This is a genomic window from Halomonas sp. SH5A2, assembly GCF_014263395.1.
Taxonomy (GTDB): Bacteria; Pseudomonadota; Gammaproteobacteria; order Pseudomonadales; family Halomonadaceae; genus Vreelandella.
The window spans coordinates 1,301,891-1,327,422 of the sequence record NZ_CP058321.1 but is presented as its reverse complement, the minus strand read 5'-3'; the positions used below and the strand labels follow the sequence as shown (position 1 = coordinate 1,327,422).

Genomic DNA, 25,532 nt, shown 5'->3' with positions numbered 1-25,532 from the left:
GGCATGCCCGCCCGCAGGGATCGTTCTTGTTGTCGTTATCGTTTGTTAGAGGTTGAAGTCGTTCACTCCTAGCTCATGCCGACCCTTGATGCTGATTGAGAAGTCGTCATCATCGCCTCCGGTCGTGTTGCCCTGAACAACGGTATAGTCCTCACCGTCGAGCGTTTGATGGCTGAACATGAGCTGCCCGGCACCTGTGAAGGCCTCGTTCACCAACGTGAAGCTCTGGTTATCCGAGGCACAACCATTCGCGTCAATGCCACTGAGATCAATACGGTCGCCAGGCTGGAAGCCCATGAGGGTATCGCCGTCCGCATCCGCTGCGGAGTGGAAGCGGAAGGTGTCGTTGCCCGCGCCGCCGTCCATTACGTTGGCCGCGTGGTTCGCCGTGATCGTGTCGTCCCCCGATCCCGTAACGATATTCTCGACCCCCCACAGCCCATCATTGCCGGTTTGAGTGCTCGAGACACTGCCACGCCCCATGAACCCGGTGCCCAGATCCGCCGTGATCGCCGCCGTGATCGCTGACATGTCCAGCGTGTCGCTGCCGGTGCCCCCCACCATGTCGTCGCCGTAGTAGGTATCGTCACCGTCATCGGCTTCGGCCACGAACAGGTCATCGCCGTCGCCGCCGAAGACCGTGTCGTCGCCTGCGCCGGCATTGATGAAGTCGTTGCCGTCCTCGCCAAGAATGCGGTCATCGCCGTCATCGCCGTAGAGCATGTCGGCGCCGTCGCCGCCGAAGATATCGTCGTCGCCGTCATGGCCGAACACCACATCTCGATCGCCCAGGGCCATGATGGTATCGCTGTCCGCCGTTCCGACCAGCGCGTCAGCGACCTCGCTGCCAGCCATCGCTGCTACCGGGATGGGTGATACAGGAGTGGGGGCAACATCGTCATCCTCGCCTTCCTCGACCTCCGACTCGTCGACGGTTTCGTCCTCTTCCTCGGTATCATCACCACCGCTGGTATCACCCTCTACGGGCTGCTCCACCTCGGGCACGGCCTCGAAGCTGACGGAGTTTTCCTCGTCGCCAACCCTCTGCTCGCCGTCACCTTCAAGCCCTTCGGCCATCTCAGCGAGCGTCGTGCCGTCAGCAAGTTCGACGACATCCTGCTCCCTGAGCTCGCCCACGACCGTATCGTGGCCGCCCTGGGTCTTGAAAACCACCCGATGTGCCGAACTCAGTGCAGAGATGTCCAAGACATCATCGTCCTCCGAGCCCATCACGTGGATGGTGCTCATCGCCAGGCTGGTCCCGGTGAAGTTGCCGGCTATCTCAAAACTATCACCGCCGCCCTGGCCATCAATGACGATTTCCTCAATGTTGGCGAGTTCCGCCATCACTAAGCCGTTGCGGACGATGACAATCTCCGTTCCGGCGGCAAGGTTGGTAAAGTTCCGCGCCTCTGCATTGGCCCGATCAAGGATCGCGAAGGTTTCGGCTTCGTCGGCACTTCCGCGGATTTCCGCGGTGTCGATATGGTTGCCGCCATCTAAGATGTCGCGACCGCCATCGGCCTCGGTAATAAGCAGGTCGTCATGGGCACTGCCGAACAGGACGTCGTCGCCGGCGCCTCCGTTCAGAACGTCGTCGCCACCGCCGCCGTTGAGGTTATCGTTGCCGGCACCACCAAGCAGTGAATCGTTACCGGCGGTGGCATTGAGAATATCGTTGCCGTCGCCGCCTTCGAGGAGGTCGTCGCCAAGGCCACCGGTCAAATTATCGTCCCCTGCTCCGCCGAGGAGAACGTCGTTGCCGTCTTGGCCGTTGAGGAAATCATTCCCTTCGCCGCCGTCGAGGGTGTCGTCGCCATCAGCGCCGATCAAGCGATCGTCGCCGGCACCGCCGAATACAAGGTCATCGCCGCCGGCCGCAAGCAGGTTGTCGTTGCCGGCAAGGCCGATCAGGATGTCGTCCCCGTCGGTCCCATCGAGGCGCGTCGTACCGACGTCGTTCCCGCTGGTGCCCGTGAAGACCCGAATGTCGCCATCACCGAAGGACAGCACTTCGATATTGCTGACGAGATCAGTGCCGTCCGAGACACGGTTCTTCCCGTTCACCGGGTCAAATGCTCCGTCGTCGACGTCGACATGCGCGACCGTAAGCCGGCCGTTATCATCGTCCGCCGTGATCTCATACGCGGCACGATCATCCCAATAGAGAGCCTTGTCGGTACCGGAGTCATCTTTGAGGATCTCGCGGACGATCTGCAATTGGCCGGGGTTAAACTGGCCCTCGACCATCCAGGCCGTCAACGTCTTAGTGACATCCGTGCCGCCGATGTTGAGTGTCACTAGCCCGCCCATGCTGTCGACCGAGGCGATCTCAGTGCCGGTGCCGTCGAGGTTCTCCCTAATCGAGATGCGCACGTTGAGCCATGCATCGCCGTCGATAATATCGTCACCGCCACGCCCCTCAATCTCGTCGCTGCCGCCGCCACCGAGCAGGATGTTGCCACCGGTGAAGACCGACTTCACAGTTCCTGAGCCATCGGCCCAGTATTCTGCGTCGCGCATCATCTCCGGGGTGATCAGCTCGCCGAGGCCCTCGATCCGTGCGATGCCTGCCTGGTCGAGCTCGTTGTGGACGAAGTTACCCTCGGGCGTCGGGTCGGCGATCAGCGGCGTAACATCATTTTCTTCGTCACTCCGGTTGTCGCCGCGGAGGATGTCGTCGTGCACCCAGCCTGACAGCGCCTCCACCTGACTGAAGCGATCGCGCAGCACCTCGACCGGTAGTGAGGCGAAAACCGGGACGTTCATGTCGGCATCGGCGCCGACCATCTGGCCTTTGTGGATGACCCAGTCGTGGCCCCACATGCCGATGTTCTTTTGAACACCCTCGCTGGCTACCATGATGTCGTCACCTGAATCGCCGTCGTAATCGGTGTCGCCCTGACCGCCATTGATGATGTCGTGGCCGATGATCGTGGAGTTGAAAAAGATATCGCCGTTGTCGCCAGCGATGTAGTCAAAGCGACCCTTGCCCTCGACCCAGTCGTTACCCTCGTTGCCGAAGAGGATGTCCATGCCGTCGCCGCCGAGGAGGAAGTCATCCCCCATACCCGCGCGGATCTCGGATCCGTCCGGGCCGGTGACGAGAAAGTCCTTGCCACGGCCACCGAAGATCAGCGCCATGCCGCTGCCGCCGTGGATGACATCGTTGCCCTCATCGCCCTTGAACATGTCGACGGCACCAATGTCGGTCCCGGAGTTGGTGATGATGTCATCCCCCTCCCCGCCGTCGACCTTGTCGACACCGTACCCGGCCTCGATTCGGTCGTCGCCCGCTCCGCCGCGGACGGTGTCGTCGCCACCACCAGCGACGATCCGGTCGTTGCCTTCGGTACCCTGGATGAGGACGTGATCGGCGCCGTTGTAGCGCAGGTAGGCGCCGTTACCTTCCGCGTCGGGCGCTCCACGCTCGACCAGCTGAGAGGCGGATTGCAGGAACGGATCCTCGTGTTGGGGATCTTCCAAGCCGGTCAACACACTCTGCTTGTTGGGATCGACATAGAGGATGTTATCCGGTGTCGAGAAGATATCGTCCGAGAGCGCGAAACCCGTCTCCCCGAGGTCGGTATTTGCCAGGGCCATCTTGGCGAGGGAGTTGTTTTCAAGCTCCGACAAAAGATTCAGCCCCTGAGTCCGTGACAGGTAGTAGAACCTGTCGGCGTCCTGCAGGTTCTCAAGCTGCATTTCGAAGACGAAGGCAAAGGTGGAGCCGAGCATGCCGCCAAAAGGCATCTTCTTCTCGGCCAGGCCACCGACCCAGAGGTCGATGTTGTTCAGGCCTGTCTCCAAGGCGCTCCAAGCACCGGTGCTGTTCAGGAAGTCGAGCCGATCGGTAATCTCGGTGGGTCGCTCGACATCGAGACGCACGTTGTCGATCAGTATCTGATTGGACCCACCGCCGGTTTGCTGGATCTCAATACTGAGCTCCTGATCCGCCTGTGCAGCGGTGATCGTGCCAGTATCGAACGAGAAGGTTGCCCAGCCACCATCTTCGGCGGGAGCAGTCAGCGAGACCGTCGCCAACACTACCCCACCCGCGACAAGCCGCGCCTCTCCGCCGGGCCAGTCCATGTTCGTGCGATCACCAATATCGAGCGTCAGGCGATAGCTGTCTCCCTCCTCAAGGGTCTGGCCAGTGGCCTGCGACAGCATTCCGCTCTCGCGGAGCCACGCCACATTCGTACCCTCGATACCGGTCTCGTCGACGACGCCCGCCGCCGGGGCGATCAAGCCGCCTTGGCCGGTAAGCGTCCAGCCAGTCGGAGCCGCGGTGGTATAGTTTCCGTTGGCGTGAGTGATGACTCCCGACTCTCCCGACGCTAGCGAATCCATCTCGAAGCTCGCATTCTCGACCGAAGCCGCTATGGTCTCGGTCGGGTCCGACAGGCCGACGAGTTGCATCGCGGCATCACGTTTCTCCTCGAGCGTTTTCTCGCGCAAATTACCCTGCCCGTCATCAACCATCTCGGTGATTGAGTCGTGCGTCCCGTAGGCGGCGATGAAATTGACTAGGGACGCGGGGTTCTTCATGTTCTCAGCGAAGTCCGCCCAGCTCGTGTAGGGGCGAAGCTGTGTATCTCCGTCAGCTATCTCCATGAACTGGGCACGCGCATCGTTCAGGGTCGGCATACCGGTGTCGCGGCCGCGGGCGATGTTGATCGCAGCCAGGTCGAGTGGGATGCCCAGAAGCTGGTTGCGCAGCGTGTTGGTGACGAACTCGTCGATCTCGTTTCCGGTCTGCGCGGACATCCCCCGCAGGATGGCACCCGCCGCCTCTTCGTGACTCACGGTCTCCGAGCCGAACGCCAGCGGATTCAGGAACGCCTCGAACAGATCCATGTCCGAGCGATTTCCCTCCACATCGATGCGGTCGACTGTCTCGTTGAGCATCGAGTGGCCGAACCGATAGACGACATGCGCGAACTCGGAGAAGATCACCGGGTTCAGTTCCGAGGAAACATTCCCTATCTGAATGTTAAAGATATCGATGTCCGGCTGGATCTTGCGCGCAAACTCCTCGAATACGAGGTGCTGGTACTCCATTTCGGTCGTGAAGCGGGCCGCCTGAAAGATTCGCTCGCCGTCCCAGGATAGGTTCTCGGATTCGCTGGGCCAGGAGGTGAGTTCCGCGCCGCTCAGCCACTGGTTAAGGAAGTCGAGGTCGCCGCTCTCGAGCACCACTTCCTTCACTTGCTCGGCGAGGCGGTTGTGCTCGGAGTGGAAGATATGGTGGATGGCCGTCAGGCCGATGTTCTCGTTCCCACGGCCGTCGCCGGTGATGTAGTGAGCATTGAGGAGCTCATCATCGTATTCGGTATTCTGACCGCGGTTGTTCATCGCGACGGAGTTGCCCGCCACGTCGTCAACGTCGGTGACAAGCGCGCCGTTGTTGTCCGTGACCACGACCGCCGCGTGAGCGATGTCGTCGAGGAAGGCGTTGCTCGTGCGCGCGGCCGAAAACGTCTCGTCTGCGGCAACTGCCCTGTTCTCGCCACTCGTAGAATCATAAATTTCCGTGCCGGCAAGCAGGCTGATCGCTGACGGGTTGACAGGATCTTGTCGGTTGCCCTCTACATAGATCGCCTCGAGAACCGGATTCCCTTCTTCATCTTCACCCGTCTTGCGGAAGGCTGCGAGTATCTGCGGCAGGCCGTTGTCGCCGCGGATGAACTCACCGTAGGGATCGACGAGGAGCTCAGGCACCGCGCTGACATCCATATCGGTCAGTTCAATGCCGAGCATCACACGTGCCTGCTCCTTTACGTCGCCCCAGGTGGCGAGGCCGCGATCGCCATTGAGCAACCTTCCGGATGCAACCGGCCCATTCGTGCTCTCGATATATTCCCGCAAAAAGACCTGGTGCGATGGGTTCGAGGTATAGGTCTGGTTCTGGTCCACCCAGGGCGTGGTGACGTTCGCCGCGGCCTCGCCAGTGGTGGCGCGAGTCATCACCATGAAATTCGTATGCGGGCTGGCCGGGTTGTAGAGCGGGTCGTCCGGTGATAGTGGCATGAAAACAGTGCCGTTTCCGCCTTTTGAGACCATGTCGAGACCGTGGTCGAAAAACTGACCAAAAAGCGTGAAGATGGCATTGTAGGAGGCTGAAAGCCCCTCGTCGGGGGCGGCGTTCGGCAACATGATGGTGCTGCCATCCATCTCGATCTCGTACGAGGCGAGCAGCGTATCGAGTTCGCCCTTCGCCGTCACGTATTCAGGGGTTTCCTCATCCAGCGTCCTTACGAGTTCGTGCTGCGCGCGAATCTCGCCCACGGCGTCGAGCATCGGCTGGCCGTTCATCCCAGCATGCTGGAGCGCGGTCGCGATTGCCGCCGGATTGTCCAGCGTCTGATCGACGATCAGGTTCGAGATCAGACGTGGCTCGGCGTCCACGACATGGCCGTTCTCACCGTAATCATTGTTCGTCGGATAGTTGGAGCCCACCGGCAGGGCACCACTTCCTACAGGAAAAGAGCCTTCGGTGATCGGACCGAATGGCTCTCCCGAAGCTCCCCACTGCTCGCGACCAACCACGAAGTTGTTGTAGCTTCCATCGACCGTGCGCAGGCCATACGGCAAAAGCGAGCTGCCGACGAGCTCGGCCAGCGATTCTCCCGCCGCATGCGCTTCCGCGATCTTGATCTGATCCAGGATGAATTGCAGATCATGTTGGTTCATTTTGACAGCCATGTTCCCTCCCAGGCCCCACCGGGCTCTGCGACTTATTCTTTTTAAGAGAAACGTTATTTTGCGGTCCCTAAACGTCACCAGCGGTCCGCTGTTTTCTGTCTTTACAAGCCGACAGGTATGCCGCCCCACCCCGATGGACACACCATCCAAAGTAACCTTTTCACACCTATCGCTTACACAAGATTACAATATGGGAGATTTTTCACCTCCTCAAAAGCATCATTAATTATCTACGGGAGATCTAATCCGTTAGGAGCGGGAAACTCATCTAAAAGGGTGAGCTTATATAGTGAGAAAAGACTTATTGCGATAAGCAATTGAGGCATGGTGGTCGGTCGATGGCCGCTTCGATTCGATCAAAAAACAATTACGCCTATTGACAGGACTGTCTAAACTGTGGCTATCCACTGACGAAATACCAATCAAGGGGTCTCTGTGAGGATTGGAGCTAATCGCCAGCCGATTTGTTTTTCCCAATCTCTCGCTCGGCGCCCCTTGTATGCGTTACCTCCCGAGCATACGTAACGGTGGTTGTCATGAGCCAACTTTCGCAAACCGCAATAGAGGCATTTAAGGCCGACTTCTCGGGGAGTGTGGTTCTTCCAAATGATGTGCAATACGAGGAAGCTCGCCATATATGGAATGCCATGATCGACCGAAGGCCTTCTATAATTGCCCGCTGTACTTCACCTGACGATGTTGTCAAATCTCTGAACTTCGTACGTCGACACGACTTGCCGTTCTCCGTACGCGGTAGTGGTCACAACATTGCGGGCAATTCTGCCTGCGACGATGACGTGATGATTGTAGTGGCATAGTGAATTTGGCCAACAAACCGGAGTAACGCTACTTACCTTCGCAAAATCACCAGCCAGCGGCCCAGGTTCATCACGCTGGCAAGCGACGCTGCTACGTAGGTAAAGGCGCAGGCGGTGAGTACGTGGCGGGCGCTGGGCATATCGTAGGGCGGCACATACTCTTTTAGCAGCGGCAGCGCGCGGTTGAAGCTGGCATCAAACTCTACCGGCAGGGTTACCAGATGCACCAATGCTGCCGTGCCAAAGCTGATGACCGCCATGACAATCACGATCGCCAGGCCACCCGGTAACCGGGTCAATAGAAACAGGAAAGGCGCGGCCATCATCAGCAGCGCGCCGAGTTTTTCGGCTTTTTGAGCGACGCCGACTAACCGGCTGCGCGCCAACAGTGGCGCGTAGCCCTGATGATGTTGAATAGCGTGGCCTACTTCATGAGCGGCCACGGTGACGGCAGTCAGCGAACGGCCATCATAGTTGTCCGGGGAGAGCCTCACGCAGCGCGTTTCGGGGTCATAATGATCGCCAAATTCAGTGCGCTCTACGCTTGCGCCCTCGATATCCAGCCGACGCAACAAATGGTCCGCCAGCTCGGCTCCTGTGCCAGGGTAATCGTCACGACCACGGGTGTGGCGTTTGAGCACCCATTTGGCCCACAGGTTTGGCAGCACAAAAATCGCCAGGGCGAAGATAATCAGCACAACGAACATGGCGGCTCCCGGGTTTCTTAAACGAATGGTCATCGTCTATTAGACACTGATTTTACATTTCGTGACGACCGGGAAGGATGAATCCGTGTGTTTTATTCGTTACCCGCTTCTTGGTAGCTTTTGTACACATCCCGTTTGACGGCCTGAAGCCCTCGCGCCGAGATATAATCTTCCGCATGGGCGTGCTCGGCGATCAGCACGCTATCGGCGGCCAGTACCAGTTGGCAGTCGGTGTCGGCCAGTTCGTTGCGTAAATTCTGGATAGCCTCTTCTCGAGCGGGGTCTTGATCAACACGGCGGATATAAATGGCCTTGATACGCCCCGGATAGTCGCGGACCACCTCGCTATACACCTCGGGGTCGTGCTGACCGCTATCGCCGATCAAGATACATGGCAAGTCATCAAACAGCGCCAACATACGGTCAATTAATTCACGCTTATGCGCCTCTGCTCGCCTCGGCCATGGGTGACGCAGGGAGATGCCCCATTCCCGCAGAAACAGGATAGGGCCTACCGGAATACGGTTAAGCTGAAAAAAGGCTTCCAGCATTTCATAGATGGCCCAGGGCCCCCGGGAAACATACAAAATGGGCCGTTCTTCTTTATCGCTGGCGCCGCGATGTAGCGCCTGATAGAGGGAAGCAACCCCCGGAAATGCAGTACGGCGGTGTGGTTTGCTCACGAACAGGCGGTACAGCATCTTGAGCTTTTCCGCTACGCCTGTGAACATCACCGTGTCATCAATATCGCTGATCACCACCAGGTCTGCCTCGGGCGGCGGTACATAAATTTCCACCTGAGTATTAATCGGCCGCTGGCCTTCGGCCTGCACCCTGACGTCAGCGACATGCCAGGAAACATCGATAGGCAAGGGGTGACTGATCGGCAGGTGGACGTTGAAGTAGCCATCACGGTCAGTGGCGACACATAGTTGATTGCCCCCCAGAGAAAGCTCAACGGTCGCACCAGACAATCCGCGACGAAAAATCCGCCGGGCGACGTCAGCTGTATCGCGAAGCATGCCGCGCCTGGGGATGGCCCGGCCTAAAGCCGCTTGACGGAACACCCTCCCCATGACGAAGACTTCTCGCTGAGACCCATAACCACGATAGGGATGGACCATCATGCCACCGCGGCCCAGATCGCGTTTCATGGGTTTGGCCATCACGTGAGTAAGCCGCTTCACGAAGCTTGACCACTGGCGAAATAGCTTCATCAAGCGTGTTGTCCAGACTGTCGCTTTTCTTGCCGCTTCGCTAAACGTCTGTCGTTCAGTGCTTGACGCATCATGCTCTCCTTTTCGTGATGGTTAGACATTAACAATGCCTCAACAGTGTGGCACTCGCCGTATAATCGTCAAGCCGAAAACCCAGTGCGTGCGGCGCTAGGCGTTGTACATGACTTCGCCTATCTGGCAAATATCGTAGCCACACAGTGCCTCAGAACGCTTAGCAAACCTGGGCTGACGGGTAAACGTCAATAGCGCCTGCACGCTCGGCTCGAAGTAGCTGCGACGATGCATCATTAAGTCGAACTGCTCATCGTAAAGCGGGATAAAGCCCAGTTGCTGACGCTGCGCCGCTGCTTCAACACCAAGTCCGACATCCGCCTCGCCTTGCAGCACGCTCAGCGCTAAATCGTCTTCGTTTAGGCTCGGGTGAGCCGCCCAATCAATCGAGGTTGGCGCGATGCCCGCTTTGCCAAGTAGGTGCGTTAACAACCGAGCGGCGCCAGCACCGGGTTGGCGGTGGGCAACGCGTATTTTGGGGCGAGTTAGATCCCCAAGACCGGTAATTCCTAACGGGTTGTCGGCAGGTATTAGTAACCCCTGACGCCGGACCGCCCAGCGCAGCACGACCAAATCTTTCACGCCGCCCAAACCCAATAAATGAGGCTGGTTGTATTGACCACTGCCAGGGTCGAGCAAATGCACCCCGGCAACCATGGCGCGTCCCTCCAGCAGGCGACGAACACCGTCGCCGCTGCCGTGAAACAAGCTGGCCAGGTCGGAGCGACTTTCGCGAATGGCCCATTCCAGTAACGGATCCTGGCTACCGGCCACTACCGCAGGCGGCGGTTGACGTTGGGCCTGATCACCTTCCAGGTGGTTGAGCACCCATAAATCGACCTGTTGGCGAGGAAAGAGTAATTTCCCCGTCACACGGCTACAGGGTATCTGACCCTGGCGCACCAGGTCGTAGACCTTGCGCTCCTTAAGCCGTAAATAGTCGGCCACTTCGCTGGTGGTTAAATAATTGACGCTCAAAGACACACCCTCAGTGTTTTATGCTGCATATAGCTGCACCAATTTCAGCATAGGGTGCATCTTTGCATATTTAAGATCATGCTGCCTACCTACTAAACATCATGCTAAAAACTGATTATGCCCGCTAGCGATAATGCCTTTTTAACCGCTCTACAGCTTATTCTGCACATGGATAGCGATCTGATCTCGATTGTGGCGTTGTCGTTGCAGGTCTCGCTCGTGGCCGTTGCACTCGCCGCGCTCGCAGGCCTACCACTGGGGGCCGCCCTGGCGCTTTGGCGCTTTCCCGGACGCAACGGTGTCATTATTGTCCTGAATGCCCTGATGGGCTTACCCCCCGTTGTCGCGGGGCTGTGTGTTTATCTGCTGCTCTCACGCGCCGGGCCACTGGGTGAATGGGGGCTACTGTTCAGCCCCACGGCCATGGTGGTGGCGCAGTGGGTGTTGGTGTTGCCGATTATTGCCTCGTTAACGCGACAGCAGGTCGAGGCGCTGCACGGCGAATACGCCGAACAGCTTCAGTCACTGGGATTATCCACCGCGAGAATGATGCCCACCCTGCTTTGGGACGCGCGCGTTGGGCTTGTCACCGTGATGCTCGCGGGTTTTGGGCGTGCCAGCGCTGAAGTCGGCGCGGTGATGATTGTGGGTGGCAATATCGAGGGCGTGACGCGGGTCATGACGACCAGCATCGTGCTGGAAACCAGCAAAGGCAACCTGCCTCTGGCGTTGGGGCTGGGCATTATTCTACTGGCGTTGGTAACGCTGATTAATGCCCTGGCTCACCTGATGGGCGAGACGGCCAAGAGGCGTTTAGGATGAATGCACCAACGTCTATTTTTGACCACATCGCGGACCTGCAGTTTGACGACGTCAGCTTTGAGCACCGCGGCCAATCGCTATTAGCCCCTACCTCGCTGACACTGTCGGGATGTCGTCGTACGGTCATCATGGGTCCAAACGGTGCTGGCAAAAGCCTGCTGATGCGCCTGGCTCATGGGCTACTTACCCCAACAAGCGGGCGCGTCTGCTGGCAAGGCCCCACCCCGGCACAGGCGATGGTGTTCCAACGGCCGGTGCTGCTTCGCCGCTCGGCGCTCGATAACCTCACCTATGTGCTGGGTATTCATAAAGTGCCCCGTGCCCAGCGTAAAGCGCGTGCCTATCAAGCCCTCGACACCTTCGGTTTAACCTCCCTCGCTCACCGTCCGGCCCGGGTACTCTCGGGTGGCGAGCAGCAGCGGCTTGCCCTGGCCCGCGCCTGGCTGCTCAACCCGGATGTACTGTTTCTGGATGAAGCCACCTCGGCCCTGGACCCGGCAGCGATCAAAGCCGTGGAAGATGCCGTCATGGCCTTTCACGCAAGCGGGACCCGCATTGTGATGACGACCCATGACTTGCATCAGGCCAAACGCCTGGCCGACGACGTGGTGTTTCTGCATAACGGCCAGTTACGCGAACACAGCCCCGCCGAAACATTTTTCTCCGCGCCTCGCTCGTCAGAGGGTCGCGCGTTTATCCAGGGTGAGCTGATTTGGTAACCCTGATACATCACGCAAAAAGAAGGAATCGTGACGTGAAAAAAACCGCGTTCGTCACCAGCGCAAGCCTGCTAAGCCTGACCTGGGGTGGCCTAGCGCTGGCCGATAACGACTACATCACCCTGGCCTCCACCACATCGACGGAAAACTCAGGGTTGTTTGACGCCATCATTCCCCAGTTTGCCGACAAGACTGATATTGATGTCCGGGTGGTTGCGGTAGGCACCGGTCAGGCATTTGAGATCGCTCGACGCGGTGACGCCGACAGCCTGCTGGTTCACGACACTACAGGCGAGGAGCAGTTTGTCGCAGAGGGTTACGCCACCGAGCGTCTGGACGTCATGTACAACGACTTCGTGATCGTCGGCCCCAGCGATGATCCCGCCGATATTCAAACCAGCGAGACGGTTAGCGAGGCCATGCAGCAGATCGCTGAAAGCGAGTCGGCCTTTGCCTCGCGGGGTGATGACAGCGGCACCAACCGTGCCGAGCTGCGTTTATGGCAAGACGCCGGCGTTAACCCGCAAGGCGCGTGGTACCGCGAGTTGGGCAGCGGTATGGGACCAACGCTCAATACAGCGGCGGGCATGAATGCCTACACCCTCACCGACCGCGCCACCTGGGTGTCTTTTGAAAATCCGCAGGACTTGACCTTGCTGTTTGAAGGCGATGAAGCGCTGTTCAATCAGTACGGTAGCCTGCTGATCTCGGAAGAGCGCCATCCGCACTTGAAACATGACCTCGCCGCCCAGTGGCATGAATGGCTGGTCTCAGAAGAGGGCCAGCAAGCCATCGCTGATTACGAAGTCGATGGCCAACAGCTGTTTTTCCCCAACGCGGACTAACCTACCGAAAAGCTATCTATCAAAAAGCCCCTCGGGCATGCTGCCAGAGGGGCTTCTATCTCATCACATTGCTTATCTTACCCAGTTGATACCAGGTAAAGCCTACAGAAGCTGACGGATATCCTTGGCTTCCCAATGCGGAAAATGCTTACGCACCAGAGCGTTGAGATCGCGCTCAAAGGCTGCCCAATCGGTTTTCGCAGGGCCACTGTCTGACGCCTTGGCCACGCCGCGAATCATCCCCGCGCCGACGGTCACGTTGGTCAGCCGGTCGACAATGATAAAGCTGCCAGTACCGGGGCTGCTGCGATAATTATCTACCGGAATGGCCGCCGTCAATTCGACCTCGCAGCGAGCAATGGCATTCAAGCTCAACGAATCCGCGGCGTGGTTTTCAAGCGTGTTCACGTCGATCTGGTAATCAATCGCGCTAACTTGCCCTGAGAGATCCCGAGTGGCGAGCTTGAAGTCGTACAATTTGCCCGGTGCCAGCGCATCTTCATGCATCCAGACGATATCCGCTTCAAAGGCGTTCGACAGCGGCAGTTCTTCCTCGGCGCTGACGAGCCAGTCGCCACGCGAAATATCAATTTCATCATCCAGCGTGACGGTAATGGCCTGGCCCGGGTACGCCGCCGTCAAGTCACCCTCAAAGGTCACGATCCGCTCGACGCGCGAGGTTTTACCCGATGGCAGCACCTTCACGGCTTGACCAGGGCGTAACACGCCCGCCGCCAAGGTGCCGCAATAGCCGCGAAAATCCAGATTGGGCCGATTGACATACTGCACCGGCAAACGTAAGTCGGTGAGGTTCTGGTCATATGTGATCTCGACGCTTTCCAGCAGCTCGATCAGTGTTTTACCTTCATAGCCCGCCGTGTAATACCAGGGCGTCTGCTCGCTGGGATTGACGACATTGTCGCCGTTGAGTGCCGACATCGGCACAAAGCGAATATCGGGGGCGTTCAGATTGGTCGCAAAAGCACGATACTCTTCGACGATCTCGTTAAAGCGCTGCTCGGAGAAATCGACCAGATCCATCTTGTTGACCGCGATCACCAGATGCTGGATACCCAGCAAATCGGCAATGAAGCTGTGGCGGCGGGTTTGCGTTTGCACGCCGTAGCGCGCGTCAATCAAAATCACTGCCAGACTAGCGGTAGATGCCCCCGTGGCCATGTTGCGGGTGTACTGCTCGTGCCCCGGGGTATCGGCGATAATGAACTTGCGCTTATCGGTGGAGAAAAAACGATAAGCCACATCGATGGTGATGCCCTGCTCGCGCTCCGACTGCAGGCCATCGACCAGCAGCGCCAGGTCAACGGTATCGCCGGTGGTGCCGCTGATTTTGGACGCCTGGGTGATCGCCGCCAGTTGATCCTCAAAAATCATTTTGGAATCGTGCAGCATCCGGCCAATCAGCGTGGACTTGCCGTCATCGACACTGCCGCAGGTGATAAAGCGCAGCAGGTCCTTGTTTTCGTGTTCGTGCAGATATTGCTCGATATTGTCGGCAATCAAATTGGACTGGTGTGACATTAAAAGTACCCCTCACGCTTTTTCTTTTCCATCGAACCGGCCTGGTCGTGGTCGATGGCGCGGCCGCTGCGTTCGCTGGTTTTGGTCAGCAGCATTTCCTGGATCACTTCGGGCAGAGTGGCCGCCTTGGATTCCACCGCGCCGGTGAGCGGGTAGCAGCCCAGGGTTCTGAAACGCACCCATTTTTCTTCCGGTACTTCGCCCGGCTCCAGCGGCATGCGGTCGTCGTCGACCATGATCTGCATACCGTCGCGTTCGACCACGGGGCGTGGCGCGGATAAATAAAGCGGCACAATGGGGATCGATTCCAGGTAGATGTACTGCCAGATATCCAGCTCGGTCCAGTTGGAGAGCGGGAACACGCGAATCGACTCACCCTTGTTGACCTTGGCGTTGTAGATATTCCACAGCTCCGGGCGCTGCTTTTTCGGGTCCCAGCGGTGGTATTTATCGCGGAAGGAGTAGACGCGCTCCTTGGCACGGGAGGCTTCCTCATCGCGCCGGGCACCACCGAACGCAGCATCAAACCCATGCTTGTCCAGCGCTTGCTTGAGCGCCTGGGTTTTCATGATGTCGGTATACTTGGCGCTGCCGTGATCAAACGGGTTGATGTTCGCCGCGCGGCCTTCCTCGTTGGTGTGGACGATAAGCTCCATGCCCGCTTCCTGCGCCATGCGGTTGCGGAACTCGATCATCTCGCGGAATTTCCAGGTGGTGTCGATATGCATCAGCGGAAACGGCGGCGTACCGGGGTAAAACGCCTTGCGCGCCAAGTGCAGCATCACCGAGGAATCTTTGCCGATGGAGTACATCATCACCGGGTTGGAAAACTCGGCGGCGACTTCGCGAATGATATGGATCGACTCGGCTTCGAGCTGCTTTAAATGCGTCATGCGGGCGGCACTTGGCGCGCCGGGCACTTCAGGCCGCGAAGCGGCTGAATGAGTGGAAAACTGGGACATGGCCGACTACCTCACAAAAACAAACCTGTAGCACTGCGCAAAAATGCCCAGCGCTGGAATGTGGGTAGGGTAACGTCTTGGCGATAATAACCCAAAAGAATTAATAACTATCTTTTTATTCTTTTACTGCCTATGAGATCAAAAAGCCGTTTTGGCGACTAAACCGTGACGCGCTCGACCCGGGTTTCCCACTGCTGGTCTTGAAAATCAACGATGCGATAACCGGGGCGCGATGCCTCATCGATCATGAAATGGGTCGCCCCCGGCATGAATTGATCGGAAATCGCCGGGCAGCCATACACCATGACCCCTTGCTCGCTGGACACTGCATCATGCCGCGAGACTTGCTGGGAATAGATTTGATGGGCATGCCCAAACAGGATGACCTTGACCTGAGGAAACGCGCTGATGACCTCCCAGAACGCATCGCGGTCCTGCAAACCAATGGCATCCATCCAGGACGCCCCCACGCCAACGGGAGGATGATGCATTGCGATCAAGGTCGGTCGACGATCCCCCTCAAGCTTGGCGGATAGCCCCGCTAAGGCGTCACGACCCAGTTCACCGTAGGGCTTACCCTCAACCGGGGTATGCAGCAGCAGCAGGCGCCAGGGCGGTAGTGACACCTCATCGACCAGCGGATGTTCCCCTTGCATCAGCACGGGCTGGTCGTGATTGCCCGCCATCCAGGCCCAAGGACAGGGCAACTGCGACATTGCCTCACTGGCCAGTGCATAAGAGGTCGCCGTTTCGTCCTGACTGACATCACCGGTCAACACCACGAAGTCGGGCTGCTCAGCGATGACCGCCTGCAGCACCCGCTGCAGGTGATGCCAGGGCACTCCCGCGCGGGATCGCGCTTGTTTATCCGCGTACAGGTGGGCATCGGTGATTTGCACCAGGCGCATTAAGGTAACTCCGGAACATCAACGGTGTGTCCATGGGCCAGGGCATGAGCCAGCCACTCGCCGAGAAAGCGATTCAACTGAAGCTTTTCATCCGGCTGGTGCATCCGCGCATTGGGGTAGCGGTAGCGCCCTCTGAAATGACGCTCGCGCTGAAAGTCGGTAACCTCCGCCATGCGGACGTCGTGGTAAAGATGCACACGCATGCGAGGGCCTTCCCACAACGTATCCATCGGACTGCTTTGCGACACTTCCAGCATGGTGGTGTAAGGGGCGTTTTGCAAAATCTTGAGTTGTAAATCACCGAAATCCTGGTCATCGCTACGCAAGGCAATGTTGCGATGCTGGTCGCCTTCCAGGTCACCCACCAGGCGAATCAGGCGCAAATAGTTGGCGCTGCACTCGGCTTGGAGCGTCTTCAAATCGGTGACATAAGCCATTTTCGCCATGATCACTCCTCGTCGGTTTCGCCCTGCGGGGGGATTGGGCGGGAAGCGGCGCGTAAAGACGCCCGCTGGCCTGCCAGCCAATGCAGTGCAATCAAGCACATGGCGTTGTCGAGTCTTCCCTGGCCCAGGAGTTCCCATGCAGTGGGAAAAGACACCACATGGACGCGAATATCTTCATGTTCTTCCGCCAGGCCATGAACCCCGCCCAGCCCCTGCGTATTGATCAAGCCGCAGAATAGCGTCACGCGTTCGTTACAGGCGCCTGGACTGGGGTAATAGGTATGCAGTTTAGTCAATTGGCCCACATGACAACCAGCCTCTTCCAGGGCTTCACGACGGGCAACATCGTCCAATGACTCGTCCTGCTCGACGAGGCCCGCCACGAGCTCCAGCTTCCATGGGGTATGCGGATCGTCAACGGCACCGGCGCGAAACTGCTCAACCAACACCAGATTATCGCGCTCGGGGTCGTAAAGCAGCACACCAACGGCATCAAAGCGATGGTGGACCTCGCGCCGCATGACGTCGCTCCACCCGCCTTCAAACAGGCGATGACGAAGCTCTAACGCCTCCAGGCGGAAAAAGCCCTGATGCAGGGTTTCGCGTTTGTGCAGTTCAACATCTTCGCGGCCTAGCGGCGTGTTGAGCAAAGACGTGCTGGCGCTGGATGCCATAAGGCGCTCCCGGTGATAACAATCGTCCTATTATCAATGCTTGCCACCGGGAATGCCAATTTGTGGAAGGTTTTATAGCTCGCCGAGCAACGCCTCGGCGTCACGGCGCAACGCTTCGTCGGATTGTTGGCGACCCTCGCGGGCGGTGCCATTCACGGCGCGCTGGGCATGCTCCCGAGCCGCCTGGGTATTGCCTTCTTCCTGCAGGAAGGTCGCGTAGTAATAGTTGACATCGATGCCGTCAGGACGAATCTGCAAGGCACGCTGAAACATCTCATCTGCCGTATCACTATCGCCAAAACCAATCAGCCCACCGGGTACGCGGTCGTATAGCGCCCCCAACGTCACATAGGCCGAGCCGTTGTTGCCTTGCGGGTCGAGCTCGACGGCACGCTCAAGGGTATCCCGAGCGTCTTTGGCAACGCCCAACGCGCCAAGACCACCACGTTCACGGGCATAAGCGGCCAATACCACCCCTTTCCAGACCAATACCTCGGCTTCGTCGCTATGCTGCTCGGCAAGCTGGGTCACTTCTTCAGCCAGGCCACTGAGTGCATCTTCCCGCTCACTTTCAGGCATTTCCGTTACCGTATGCTCCCAGCGGTTTTTAAGCGAGAACAACTCGCTTTCGTAGGCCACCGCGTTAAACGATGCAAGCGCCAGCGAACTGGTGAGTGCGGTCATTGCGAAATAGCGCATCAGGTTTGAGTGAGCCATTATCAACTCCTTAGCTTGTTGTTGTCGGGTAACTGCCAGTCGGCAAAATAAGTCACCCAGACAATGTAACGAACGTTTGAATTAATCGCCAGTCGCAATTCATTGACGCGACTCTTGGCCGACCAATGGCAAATCGCGTTAAAGTGGGGACCGCCTAACCAGAAGGGAGTTGGCAATGAAAGGCCGCAACATGACACGTTGGCGCGATCCGGCAAAAGACCCGCGCCAGGAACCTAAAAGCAACCTGATTACCGCTGAGGGTGCAGCACGCCTACGGGGGATTCTGGACCATCTCTCGCGGGTGAAACGTCCGCAAATTTCGGCGAAAGTGGGCGAAGCGGCCGCCCAGGGCGACCGCAGCGAAAACGCGGATTACACCTACAATAAAAAGGAACTCAATCGCGTCATCGCCCGTATTGGTTACCTCACCAAACGTCTGGATGAACTTCAGGTGGTCGACCGCTTGCCCGCCAATACGCAAAAAATATTTTTCGGCGCCTTTGTTAGCCTGGAAGACGAAGAAGGGGAAACGCTGTCTATACGCATTGTTGGCCACGATGAAACCGATACGCAAAAACGCTGGATAAGCATCGATGCCCCCATGGCCAAGGCCTTACTGGGCAAGGAAGTGGGCGAGGATATAACGGTACTCACGCCCAACGGCGAGACGTTCTATACCGTGACGGCCATTGACTATGCCCCCAAGCAGTAATTAGGGCCTGAAACAGGCCCTAATGCCGCTGGGCGCGATAGACCCTGAAACGGCGATTATCTGCCAATGTTTGGAACTGCTCAAACGCGTTCTGGAGCAGGTCGGGATACGGCAAGAACGCATTGGCCACCAGCCACAGCTGGCCCGCTGACGTTAAGTGAGCCGGCGCCTGACTGATCAGGCGCTGACTGGGCCCATAGCTGACATCACGCTCCTGATGAAAAGGCGGATTGCTGACGATGAGATCAAAGAGCTCGCCTTGCAAAGCGCTGAAAACATCGCTTTGCACTACGCGGCCTTCGAGTCCGTTAACACTCAGAGTTCGCTGGGTCGACTCAACCGCAAACGCGCTGACATCCACCGCGGTGACCTGATGCCCGCGATGAGCTAGCCATGCGCTGATTATCCCGTCACCGCAGCCCATATCCAGCACTCGGAGGTGTGTGTGAGGAAGCTCGCTCTCCAGGACGTCCAGGAGTAGCCGGGTGCCTTCATCAACTTTCCCATGCCCGAACACGCCGGGGTGGCTGATCAATGTCAGACCCAGCGCTTCGAAACGCGTCCACACATCGTCCTGGGAAGTGAGCTTTACCGTGCGGGTCGCAAATAGCGAGCAGCGTCGGGCGTTATCCAGCTTGTCGCACCCCATGCCCCGCTCAGCAAGCACCTTGGGAACGCGCTTGATACCGCCGTTATGTTCACCGACGACGTCTATCGGCGTGTCAGCTGGCAATACTTCACATAGCCACTCCAGCCACCAGATACCCAACTGATGGGCTTTGGGCCAAAACAGCACCACCTCGCCTGCCAAGTACTCAACACTCTCATCCTCAAACGGGCTATACGCTGATTTACCTCGAGCGCGCCAAGCGTCCAGCACGGCCAAGTCAGCGCTGACAACACCGGCTGACTGCTCGACCAGCCAAGGATCCAGCGGCGGACCGACCACCCAGAGCGGCCCATGGCGCGCTGGCTGACGTTCAAGCAGTTGGCAGGCAGGCACTTGGGTACTCATTCGACGGTCTCCGGTTTGCTGAGGGTATAAAGCAAGTAGCGACCCAAGCGCCAGTGGGGGTCCTGGCGGCAGTAGCGTTTTTCCAGCGCCAGCAGCGTATCCTGCTCGTGTTGCGCTACCGCGGGCTGGCGTAAATAGTCCTGAAAGACCCGGATGCCGGCCGCCGACTCAATAGCCAGACCATTTTCCGCGCTCCACTGCATGACCTGGTCGTGGGTGATGGGCGAAATGGGCGTCAGTCGCTGGCCTCTGCCCTGCCCCTCTAGCTGGTCGCTTAACGCTTTTTGCAAGTTACCCTTTATGGCATTGGAAAAGCGCAGCGCATCACGGTTAAACACCATAAGGCTCAGTTGACCGCCTGGGGCGAGCAGGCCTGCCAGCGTTTGCATGGCCAAACGCGGCTCGCCGAGCCACTCCAGTACCGCATGACAGGCAATGAGTGGCCAAGGGCCTGGGGCGTGCTGCCCTATCGTTTGCAGCGGCGCTTGCAGATACTCGATCGCATCGCTGGGCAGTTCATTGGCGTCGCGGTGCCAGTTTTTTGCATAGCCCAGCATATCGGCTGAGGGCTCTGCCATCGTGACCGCATGCCCTCGCTCTGCAAACCACGCAGCTTGCTGACCCAGTCCGCCGCCGATATCCAATACCGCTTGCTGTTGTAAATGCAGCATTTGCGGCAACAAATAGTCGAGCATCGCCAGGCGCAACTCGCCTCTCGGCGCCTGGTAGAGCGAGCGGGAAAACTTGTCGACCAGGCCATCAAAATAACGGTCGCCCGCTTGGGTCAATTCATAATGTGGGTGCATTCAATGGGCCGAGCGTTGTATCAAGGCCGTGTAGTTTAACTTGCTTGAGCGCGGAACGCTTGCCAGCCTTAGCGGAATAGAACTCAACCCAGCGGCAGACTTTAACGCTCGCTAACAAACATAGGCATAAATGCTATTGTTGCCATGGCCTGGCGATAAACAACACCAAGGGATAATTTACTATGCCCCACTCTATTTCTAGCCCACCAGAAATCCTCACCTTTGGCGAAGCCATGGCCATGTTTGTGGCTGATACACCGGGCGATTTATCCGGCATTGAGGGTTTCCACCGCCGCTTGGCCGGTGCCGATAACAATGTCGCCATCGGTCTCTCAAGGCTAGGTTTTCACGTGGGCTGGTTAAGCCGAGTGGGAACCGATAGCTTTGGAAGGTTTATTCAGGCGGCTTTAACAGCGGAAGGTATCGATGACCGCTATATCCACGCTGATGCACAGCACCCCACCGGCCTGCTCTTCAAAGAGCGCGCCCAGGGCGGCGCCGACCCGCGAGTAGAGTATTTCAGACGTGGTAGTGCCGCCAGTCACATGACTGTTGACGACGCCCGGAGTGTCGACTTTCAGGCGCTTAACCACCTGCACGCAACGGGCATTACCCCGGCGTTATCTGAAAGCGCCTGCCAGCTTAGCCATCATTTGATGGAACAGGCCCGCGCCCATGGCGCGAGTATTTCCTTTGACCCCAATTTGCGGCCGTCACTTTGGCCCAGCGAAAGCGTTATGCGATCGACCCTCAACGAACTTGCCGGCCGTGCCGACTGGGTACTGCCAGGGCTTGCCGAGGGTGAGCTACTCACCGGGCAGAAGACGCCTTACGACATAGCAGGCTACTATCTGGATCAAGGCGCCTCCGCGGTGATGATCAAACTGGGCCCAGAAGGCAGCTATTATCGAGGCAACCTGGATGGCCACGAAGAGAGCTTTACGGTGAGCGGTTGCCCTGTCGCTGAGGTGGTGGATACCGTAGGCGCAGGCGATGGCTTTGCCGTTGGCGTGATCAGCGCCCTGCTTGACGGAGCTACAGCACGCCAAGCCGCCCAGCGGGGAAATCTAATCGGTGCTCAGGCCATTCAAGTCATTGGTGATATGGAAGGCCTGCCTAGTCGAGAGCGGCTACAAGCGCTTGAAGCAGAGCAACCCACTGCCTAACTCGCCTCGTATTTTTACCAAGGAGATAACAATGAAAAAACGTCTAGTGGTTCAAGGACGACTCAGCGACGCTCAACTGGCTGAGCTTCGCGATTTGTTTGAAGTGGATGTACTGCCGAAAACCACCGCCCTTGATGGCCCTGAAAATCGTGCTCTTTTAGCGGAGGTGCACGGCATTATCGGTTCCGGTTTGGCGATTACACCCCAGTTGCTGGACGCAGCACCTAAGTTGAAAGTCATATCCACCATATCGGTGGGCTACGACAATATCCCCGTCGATGAACTGACAAAACGCGGCATTATGTTGTGCAATACGCCAGATGTGCTTACCGAAACCACCGCCGATACCGGTTTTACACTGATCATGGCCACCGCGCGCCGGGTTGTGGAATTAGCCGAGTGGGTGAAAGCAGGTGAATGGCAAGCCAGTATTGGCCCTACGCAGTTTGGTAGCGATGTGCAGGGCAAAACCCTGGGCATGGTCGGCTTTGGCCGCATTGGGCAGGCAGTAGCCAGACGCGGTGCGCTTGGCTTTGGCATGCCGGTGCTCTACTCCAACGCTTCCCCCAAGCCCGCATTAGAACGCAAGCTGGGTGCGAAGCGGCGCGAACTCAACCAACTGCTGGCCGAAGCTGACTTTGTCTGTGTCACGGTGCCGCTGACTGCCGAGACCGAACACCTGATCGGCGCCCAGGAGTTCGCAAAAATGAAGTCAACCGGCATTTTCATCAATATCGCCCGCGGCAAAGTGGTCGATGAACACGCCTTGATACACGCCCTGGAAAGCGGCGCTATACAAGCAGCCGGGCTTGATGTCTTCGAGCAGGAGCCGCTACCGCCCTCATCACCGCTACCGAAGATGTCCAATGTGGTCGCTCTGCCGCATATCGGCTCCGCCACCCACGAAACCCGCGACGCCATGGCCCAGCGGGCGGTGGATAATATCCGCTTGGCACTTCAGGGCGAGCGGCCGATTAGCCTAGTCAACGAGGAAACCTATCAATGAATTCTGCGCTGAGCATGGCCACACCTCTCTGCCTGCTGTTCGACTGCGATGGCACCCTGGTGGATAGCGAGATACTGCTTGCCGAGGTGATGGGCGAGATTCTTCCCGAATTCGGCTTACCCTTTTCAGCCCGACAGTATATGGATGAATTTCGCGGGGTGCGTTTCCAGACCATCGTTCAAACCCTGGAAAAGCGTTTTCAGGTACTTGAAGAAGACGCCTTCTCTCAGCTTGAAGCAGGCATGCGGGCACGCATGGAAGCCCGGATGCGTGCCGAACTTGTGGCAATCCCCGGCATACCTGCGGCTCTTGAACAGTTAAGCAGCCACCCCATGGCCGTGGTCTCCAATGGCCCTGAGCGCAAAATTCGCTGTGCGCTGGAAAGCTCCGACTTAGGCCACCATTTTGAAGGCAAGCTGTTCAGCGCCTACACCCTCAACGTATGGAAGCCAGACCCCGAGCTATATCGCATGGCGGCTGCCGCCTTGGGCTATACTCCCCAGCAGTGTGTGGTGATCGATGATGCGGCGGTGGGTGTCGAGGCGGGCCTGGCGGCAGGCATGCACGTGATTCATCTCAACCACTTTCCTGACGAAGAATTCACCCCCGACGGTGCAATCGGCATTCTGCATGCCAGTGAACTACCCGCCGCTATTGCAAACCTATCCACCAACGTCACTGCTGACGTTTAGTACCAAGTATTGGCACTTATTGGTGAAATGCGGCGCAGGAGGATTCAATGAGGTTATTTTCATTGCAAGATCAAGTGGCGATGGTCACCGGCTGCAACAAAGGGCTGGGCCAAGGCATGGCCGTGGCGCTGGCCGAAGCGGGTGCTGATATTGTCAGTGTCAGCCGCCGACCTGCCGAGGAAACCCGCCAGCAAGTTGAAGCATTAGGTAAGCGCTTTTTCGCTGTTGAAGCGGAGTTAGGCAATGATTCGCCTAGTGATATTGTCAATCAAGCGATCGCTCAGGCGGGTAAGCTGGATATTTTGGTCAATAATGCGGGCACGATTCGCCGGGCACCGGCTATCGAGTTCACCGAAGAAGATTGGGACACGGTAATAGACGTCAACCTAAAGGCGGCGTTTTTTCTCTCCCAACAGGTGGCTAAACACCTCATTGATCGTAAAGCACCGGGCAAGATCGTCAATATTGCCTCACTACTCTCGTTTCAAGGCGGTATTCGTGTCCCCTCCTACACCGCCAGTAAAAGCGGGATCCTCGGCCTGACACGTCTGCTGGCCAACGAGTGGGCTGCCCACAATATAAACGTCAATGCCATTGCTCCAGGGTATATGGCGACCGATAACACCCAGGCGCTGCGCGACGATCCACAGCGCCACGACGAAATACTCGGCCGCATTCCAGCGGGCCGCTGGGGCACGCCCGAAGATCTAGCGGGTGCCGTGATCTTTTTATGCTCCGACGCTGCCCGCTACGTTCATGGTCATACGCTGGCCGTAGACGGTGGCTGGCTAGCCCGCTAAAAATAGGTGGCCAAGTGCTCTTTAACGTTTAATTGGTCATCCACTAACAGCAGTTGGCGCCACTTATCAAAGGTCAAGCAGGGATGAGAGGCGCCAAAAGCGATGATATCCCCTACCTCAACGTCCTGCGCCTCGCCGGGAAGCCGCACGAACGTATGCTGATCCATGATTTTCGTTACCTCCCAACCAGTAACCGACAATGACGGCGAGGGATCACCTCCTTCCCGGAACCGACGCAGGGCAATGGTCAATTGGTCATGGCCAATATCGCGCTTACCTAAAGCGACAATGGCAAGCCCAGGTTCAGGCAACGACTGCACTTGCGCAAACACTTCCAGAGCGGGTTCAAGCCCCTGCTGCAAATCCGGTCGACGGCCTAAAACTGCAGACTGCGCTTCACGATAGAGCCCATGGTCGTGAACCACATAACATCCAGGCCGCAACACAGGAGTAAATCGACCCTGCAGCGGTGCACCTTCAAAGGCTTCTGCAATCACATCGTACCAGGCAGAACCTGACGCGGTGACGATTGGGTTGGGCTCTGAAAAGTGACCAGCAGCTTCAAGCGCTACGGCAATATCCACTAAGTATTGAGCATAGGCGCGAATGCCAGACTCGGGGTCATCGCCATGAACAACGCCTTCATAGCCTTCCAGGCCCACCAACGCGAGTGCGGGCTCATTAGTAATCGCTTCCGCTAGCGAAAGAATCTGCTGCTGGTTGCGACAGCCACACCGCCCTCCTTCCACGCCTACCTCTATCAGAACAGACAGCTTCAAGCCACGCTCGGCAAAGAAGCGACCAAGTTGGCGCATGTTCTCCTGGCTATCGACCACACAGTAAAACGTCGCGCCCTGCTCAATCAGACTAGCGATAATGGCCATATTGGCCTGGCCGACCAGTTGGTTGGCCATTAACAGTCGGGTAACGCCATTGGCAAACGCCGCACGACACTGGGGCGCGGTCGCCAGGGTAATTCCCCACGCCCCCGCCTGAAGCTGGCGATGGAAAAGCGCGGGCGTCATGGTGGTTTTGCCATGGGGCGCCAAACGAGCTCCGTGAGCTTCTGCGAATCGCTGCATCCACGCTACGTTATGGTCCAGTGGGCCTTCATGCACTACGGCGGCGGGCAGGCTGACGCCTGATAGAAGGTTTGACCCCAACTCTACACTGCCTTTATCCATCGTTAACGCCACTGAATGC

At 57.9% G+C, this 25,532-nt stretch carries 22 protein-coding genes; 9 read left to right on the top strand and 13 right to left on the bottom strand.

All coding sequences use genetic code 11. The features are described 5' to 3' along the window. Nucleotides 1–45: 45 nt before the first annotated feature. A complete protein-coding gene (locus HXW73_RS06170) occupies nucleotides 46–6,708 on the bottom strand; it encodes a peroxidase family protein (RefSeq protein WP_186255377.1) in 6,663 nt (2,220 codons plus the stop codon). A 536-nt stretch (nucleotides 6,709–7,244) separates the two neighbouring features. Between HXW73_RS06170 and HXW73_RS06165 the strand changes: the two genes are divergently transcribed. After that, complete coding sequence (locus HXW73_RS06165) at nucleotides 7,245–7,526, top strand: FAD-binding protein (RefSeq protein ID WP_186255376.1); 282 nt, start codon at nucleotides 7,245–7,247, stop codon at nucleotides 7,524–7,526. 32 nt (nucleotides 7,527–7,558) lie between these two features. On the opposite strand, the gene HXW73_RS06160 is transcribed toward HXW73_RS06165, so the two are convergent. The 3 genes from HXW73_RS06160 to HXW73_RS06150 all read right to left on the bottom strand — a co-directional run bounded on the left by HXW73_RS06160 (nucleotide 7,559) and on the right by HXW73_RS06150 (nucleotide 10,506). Further along, nucleotides 7,559–8,233 (bottom strand): zinc metallopeptidase, encoded by a 675-nt coding sequence (locus HXW73_RS06160; protein WP_186255375.1) that lies wholly within the window; start codon nucleotides 8,231–8,233, stop codon nucleotides 7,559–7,561. A gap of 92 nt (nucleotides 8,234–8,325) precedes the next feature. Then, nucleotides 8,326–9,450, bottom strand: a complete 1,125-nt coding sequence (locus HXW73_RS06155; protein ID WP_186255374.1) for an App1 family protein — start codon at nucleotides 9,448–9,450, stop codon at nucleotides 8,326–8,328. A gap of 168 nt (nucleotides 9,451–9,618) precedes the next feature. Beyond that, on the bottom strand, nucleotides 9,619–10,506 hold the full coding sequence (locus HXW73_RS06150; protein ID WP_240538725.1) for a helix-turn-helix transcriptional regulator: 888 nt from the start codon (nucleotides 10,504–10,506) through the stop codon (nucleotides 9,619–9,621). Between the two features lie 111 nt (nucleotides 10,507–10,617). Between HXW73_RS06150 and HXW73_RS06145 the strand changes: the two genes are divergently transcribed. The 3 genes from HXW73_RS06145 to HXW73_RS06135 are packed head-to-tail and all read left to right on the top strand — an operon-like array spanning nucleotide 10,618 to nucleotide 12,886. Continuing rightward, nucleotides 10,618–11,322 carry an ABC transporter permease gene (locus HXW73_RS06145; RefSeq protein WP_186255372.1) on the top strand — a complete coding sequence of 235 codons (705 nt, stop codon included), beginning with the start codon at nucleotides 10,618–10,620 and terminating at the stop codon, nucleotides 11,320–11,322. Then, nucleotides 11,319–12,041 carry an ATP-binding cassette domain-containing protein gene (locus HXW73_RS06140; RefSeq protein ID WP_186255371.1) on the top strand — a complete coding sequence of 241 codons (723 nt, stop codon included), beginning with the start codon at nucleotides 11,319–11,321 and terminating at the stop codon, nucleotides 12,039–12,041. The genes HXW73_RS06145 and HXW73_RS06140 overlap by 4 nt, the downstream gene beginning before the upstream one ends. A 35-nt stretch (nucleotides 12,042–12,076) precedes the next feature. Then, the gene (locus tag HXW73_RS06135) at nucleotides 12,077–12,886 is read left to right on the top strand and encodes a substrate-binding domain-containing protein (RefSeq protein ID WP_186255370.1); all 810 of its coding nucleotides are present in this window, start codon (nucleotides 12,077–12,079) and stop codon (nucleotides 12,884–12,886) included. A 102-nt stretch (nucleotides 12,887–12,988) separates the two neighbouring features. On the opposite strand, the gene cysN is transcribed toward HXW73_RS06135, so the two are convergent. From cysN to HXW73_RS06105, 6 genes are all read right to left on the bottom strand, one after another. Further along, nucleotides 12,989–14,425: a sulfate adenylyltransferase subunit CysN gene (gene cysN, locus HXW73_RS06130; RefSeq protein WP_186255369.1), complete on the bottom strand. Its 1,437-nt coding sequence runs from the start codon at nucleotides 14,423–14,425 to the stop codon at nucleotides 12,989–12,991. Further along, complete coding sequence (gene cysD / locus HXW73_RS06125; RefSeq protein ID WP_186255368.1) at nucleotides 14,425–15,387, bottom strand: sulfate adenylyltransferase subunit CysD; 963 nt, start codon at nucleotides 15,385–15,387, stop codon at nucleotides 14,425–14,427. Before cysD ends, cysN begins: the two co-directional genes overlap by 1 nt. A gap of 158 nt (nucleotides 15,388–15,545) precedes the next feature. Continuing rightward, complete coding sequence (locus HXW73_RS06120) at nucleotides 15,546–16,295, bottom strand: metallophosphoesterase (protein WP_186255367.1); 750 nt, start codon at nucleotides 16,293–16,295, stop codon at nucleotides 15,546–15,548. After that, the gene (locus HXW73_RS06115) at nucleotides 16,295–16,741 is read right to left on the bottom strand and encodes a DUF1249 domain-containing protein (RefSeq protein WP_186255366.1); all 447 of its coding nucleotides are present in this window, start codon (nucleotides 16,739–16,741) and stop codon (nucleotides 16,295–16,297) included. The genes HXW73_RS06120 and HXW73_RS06115 overlap by 1 nt, the downstream gene beginning before the upstream one ends. Before the next feature lie 2 nt (nucleotides 16,742–16,743). Then, nucleotides 16,744–17,415, bottom strand: a complete 672-nt coding sequence (locus HXW73_RS06110; RefSeq protein ID WP_186255365.1) for an NUDIX domain-containing protein — start codon at nucleotides 17,413–17,415, stop codon at nucleotides 16,744–16,746. Between the two features lie 72 nt (nucleotides 17,416–17,487). Then, nucleotides 17,488–18,114: a TRAP transporter TatT component family protein gene (locus HXW73_RS06105; protein WP_222105040.1), complete on the bottom strand. Its 627-nt coding sequence runs from the start codon at nucleotides 18,112–18,114 to the stop codon at nucleotides 17,488–17,490. Nucleotides 18,115–18,307: 193 nt separating this feature from the next. Between HXW73_RS06105 and greB the strand changes: the two genes are divergently transcribed. After that, the gene (gene greB / locus HXW73_RS06100) at nucleotides 18,308–18,844 is read left to right on the top strand and encodes a transcription elongation factor GreB (RefSeq protein WP_186255363.1); all 537 of its coding nucleotides are present in this window, start codon (nucleotides 18,308–18,310) and stop codon (nucleotides 18,842–18,844) included. A gap of 19 nt (nucleotides 18,845–18,863) precedes the next feature. Here the strand turns inward: greB and HXW73_RS06095 are convergent, their stop codons facing one another. Beyond that, nucleotides 18,864–19,859, bottom strand: coding sequence for a class I SAM-dependent methyltransferase (locus tag HXW73_RS06095; RefSeq protein WP_186255362.1), 996 nt, complete (start codon nucleotides 19,857–19,859; stop codon nucleotides 18,864–18,866). Then, entirely contained in the window at nucleotides 19,856–20,665 is an 810-nt protein-coding gene (locus HXW73_RS06090) for a methyltransferase domain-containing protein (protein ID WP_186255361.1), read from the bottom strand. The genes HXW73_RS06095 and HXW73_RS06090 overlap by 4 nt, the downstream gene beginning before the upstream one ends. Before the next feature lie 182 nt (nucleotides 20,666–20,847). On the opposite strand from HXW73_RS06090, the gene HXW73_RS06085 reads away from it, so the two are divergent. From HXW73_RS06085 to kduD, 4 genes are read left to right on the top strand one after another with little or no spacing between them, the layout of a single operon-like run. After that, on the top strand, nucleotides 20,848–21,831 hold the full coding sequence (locus HXW73_RS06085; RefSeq protein ID WP_186255360.1) for a sugar kinase: 984 nt from the start codon (nucleotides 20,848–20,850) through the stop codon (nucleotides 21,829–21,831). Nucleotides 21,832–21,862: 31 nt separating this feature from the next. Further along, nucleotides 21,863–22,837: a 2-hydroxyacid dehydrogenase gene (locus HXW73_RS06080; protein ID WP_186255359.1), complete on the top strand. Its 975-nt coding sequence runs from the start codon at nucleotides 21,863–21,865 to the stop codon at nucleotides 22,835–22,837. Further along, a complete protein-coding gene (locus HXW73_RS06075) occupies nucleotides 22,834–23,529 on the top strand; it encodes an HAD family hydrolase (RefSeq protein WP_186255358.1) in 696 nt (231 codons plus the stop codon). The genes HXW73_RS06080 and HXW73_RS06075 overlap by 4 nt, the downstream gene beginning before the upstream one ends. 47 nt (nucleotides 23,530–23,576) lie before the next feature. Next, the gene (gene kduD / locus HXW73_RS06070) at nucleotides 23,577–24,329 is read left to right on the top strand and encodes a 2-dehydro-3-deoxy-D-gluconate 5-dehydrogenase KduD (RefSeq protein ID WP_186255357.1); all 753 of its coding nucleotides are present in this window, start codon (nucleotides 23,577–23,579) and stop codon (nucleotides 24,327–24,329) included. Here kduD and HXW73_RS06065 read toward each other — a convergent pair. Further along, nucleotides 24,326–25,513: an amino acid deaminase gene (locus HXW73_RS06065; protein WP_240538724.1), complete on the bottom strand. Its 1,188-nt coding sequence runs from the start codon at nucleotides 25,511–25,513 to the stop codon at nucleotides 24,326–24,328. The genes kduD and HXW73_RS06065 overlap by 4 nt on opposite strands. Nucleotides 25,514–25,532: the final 19 nt, after the last annotated feature.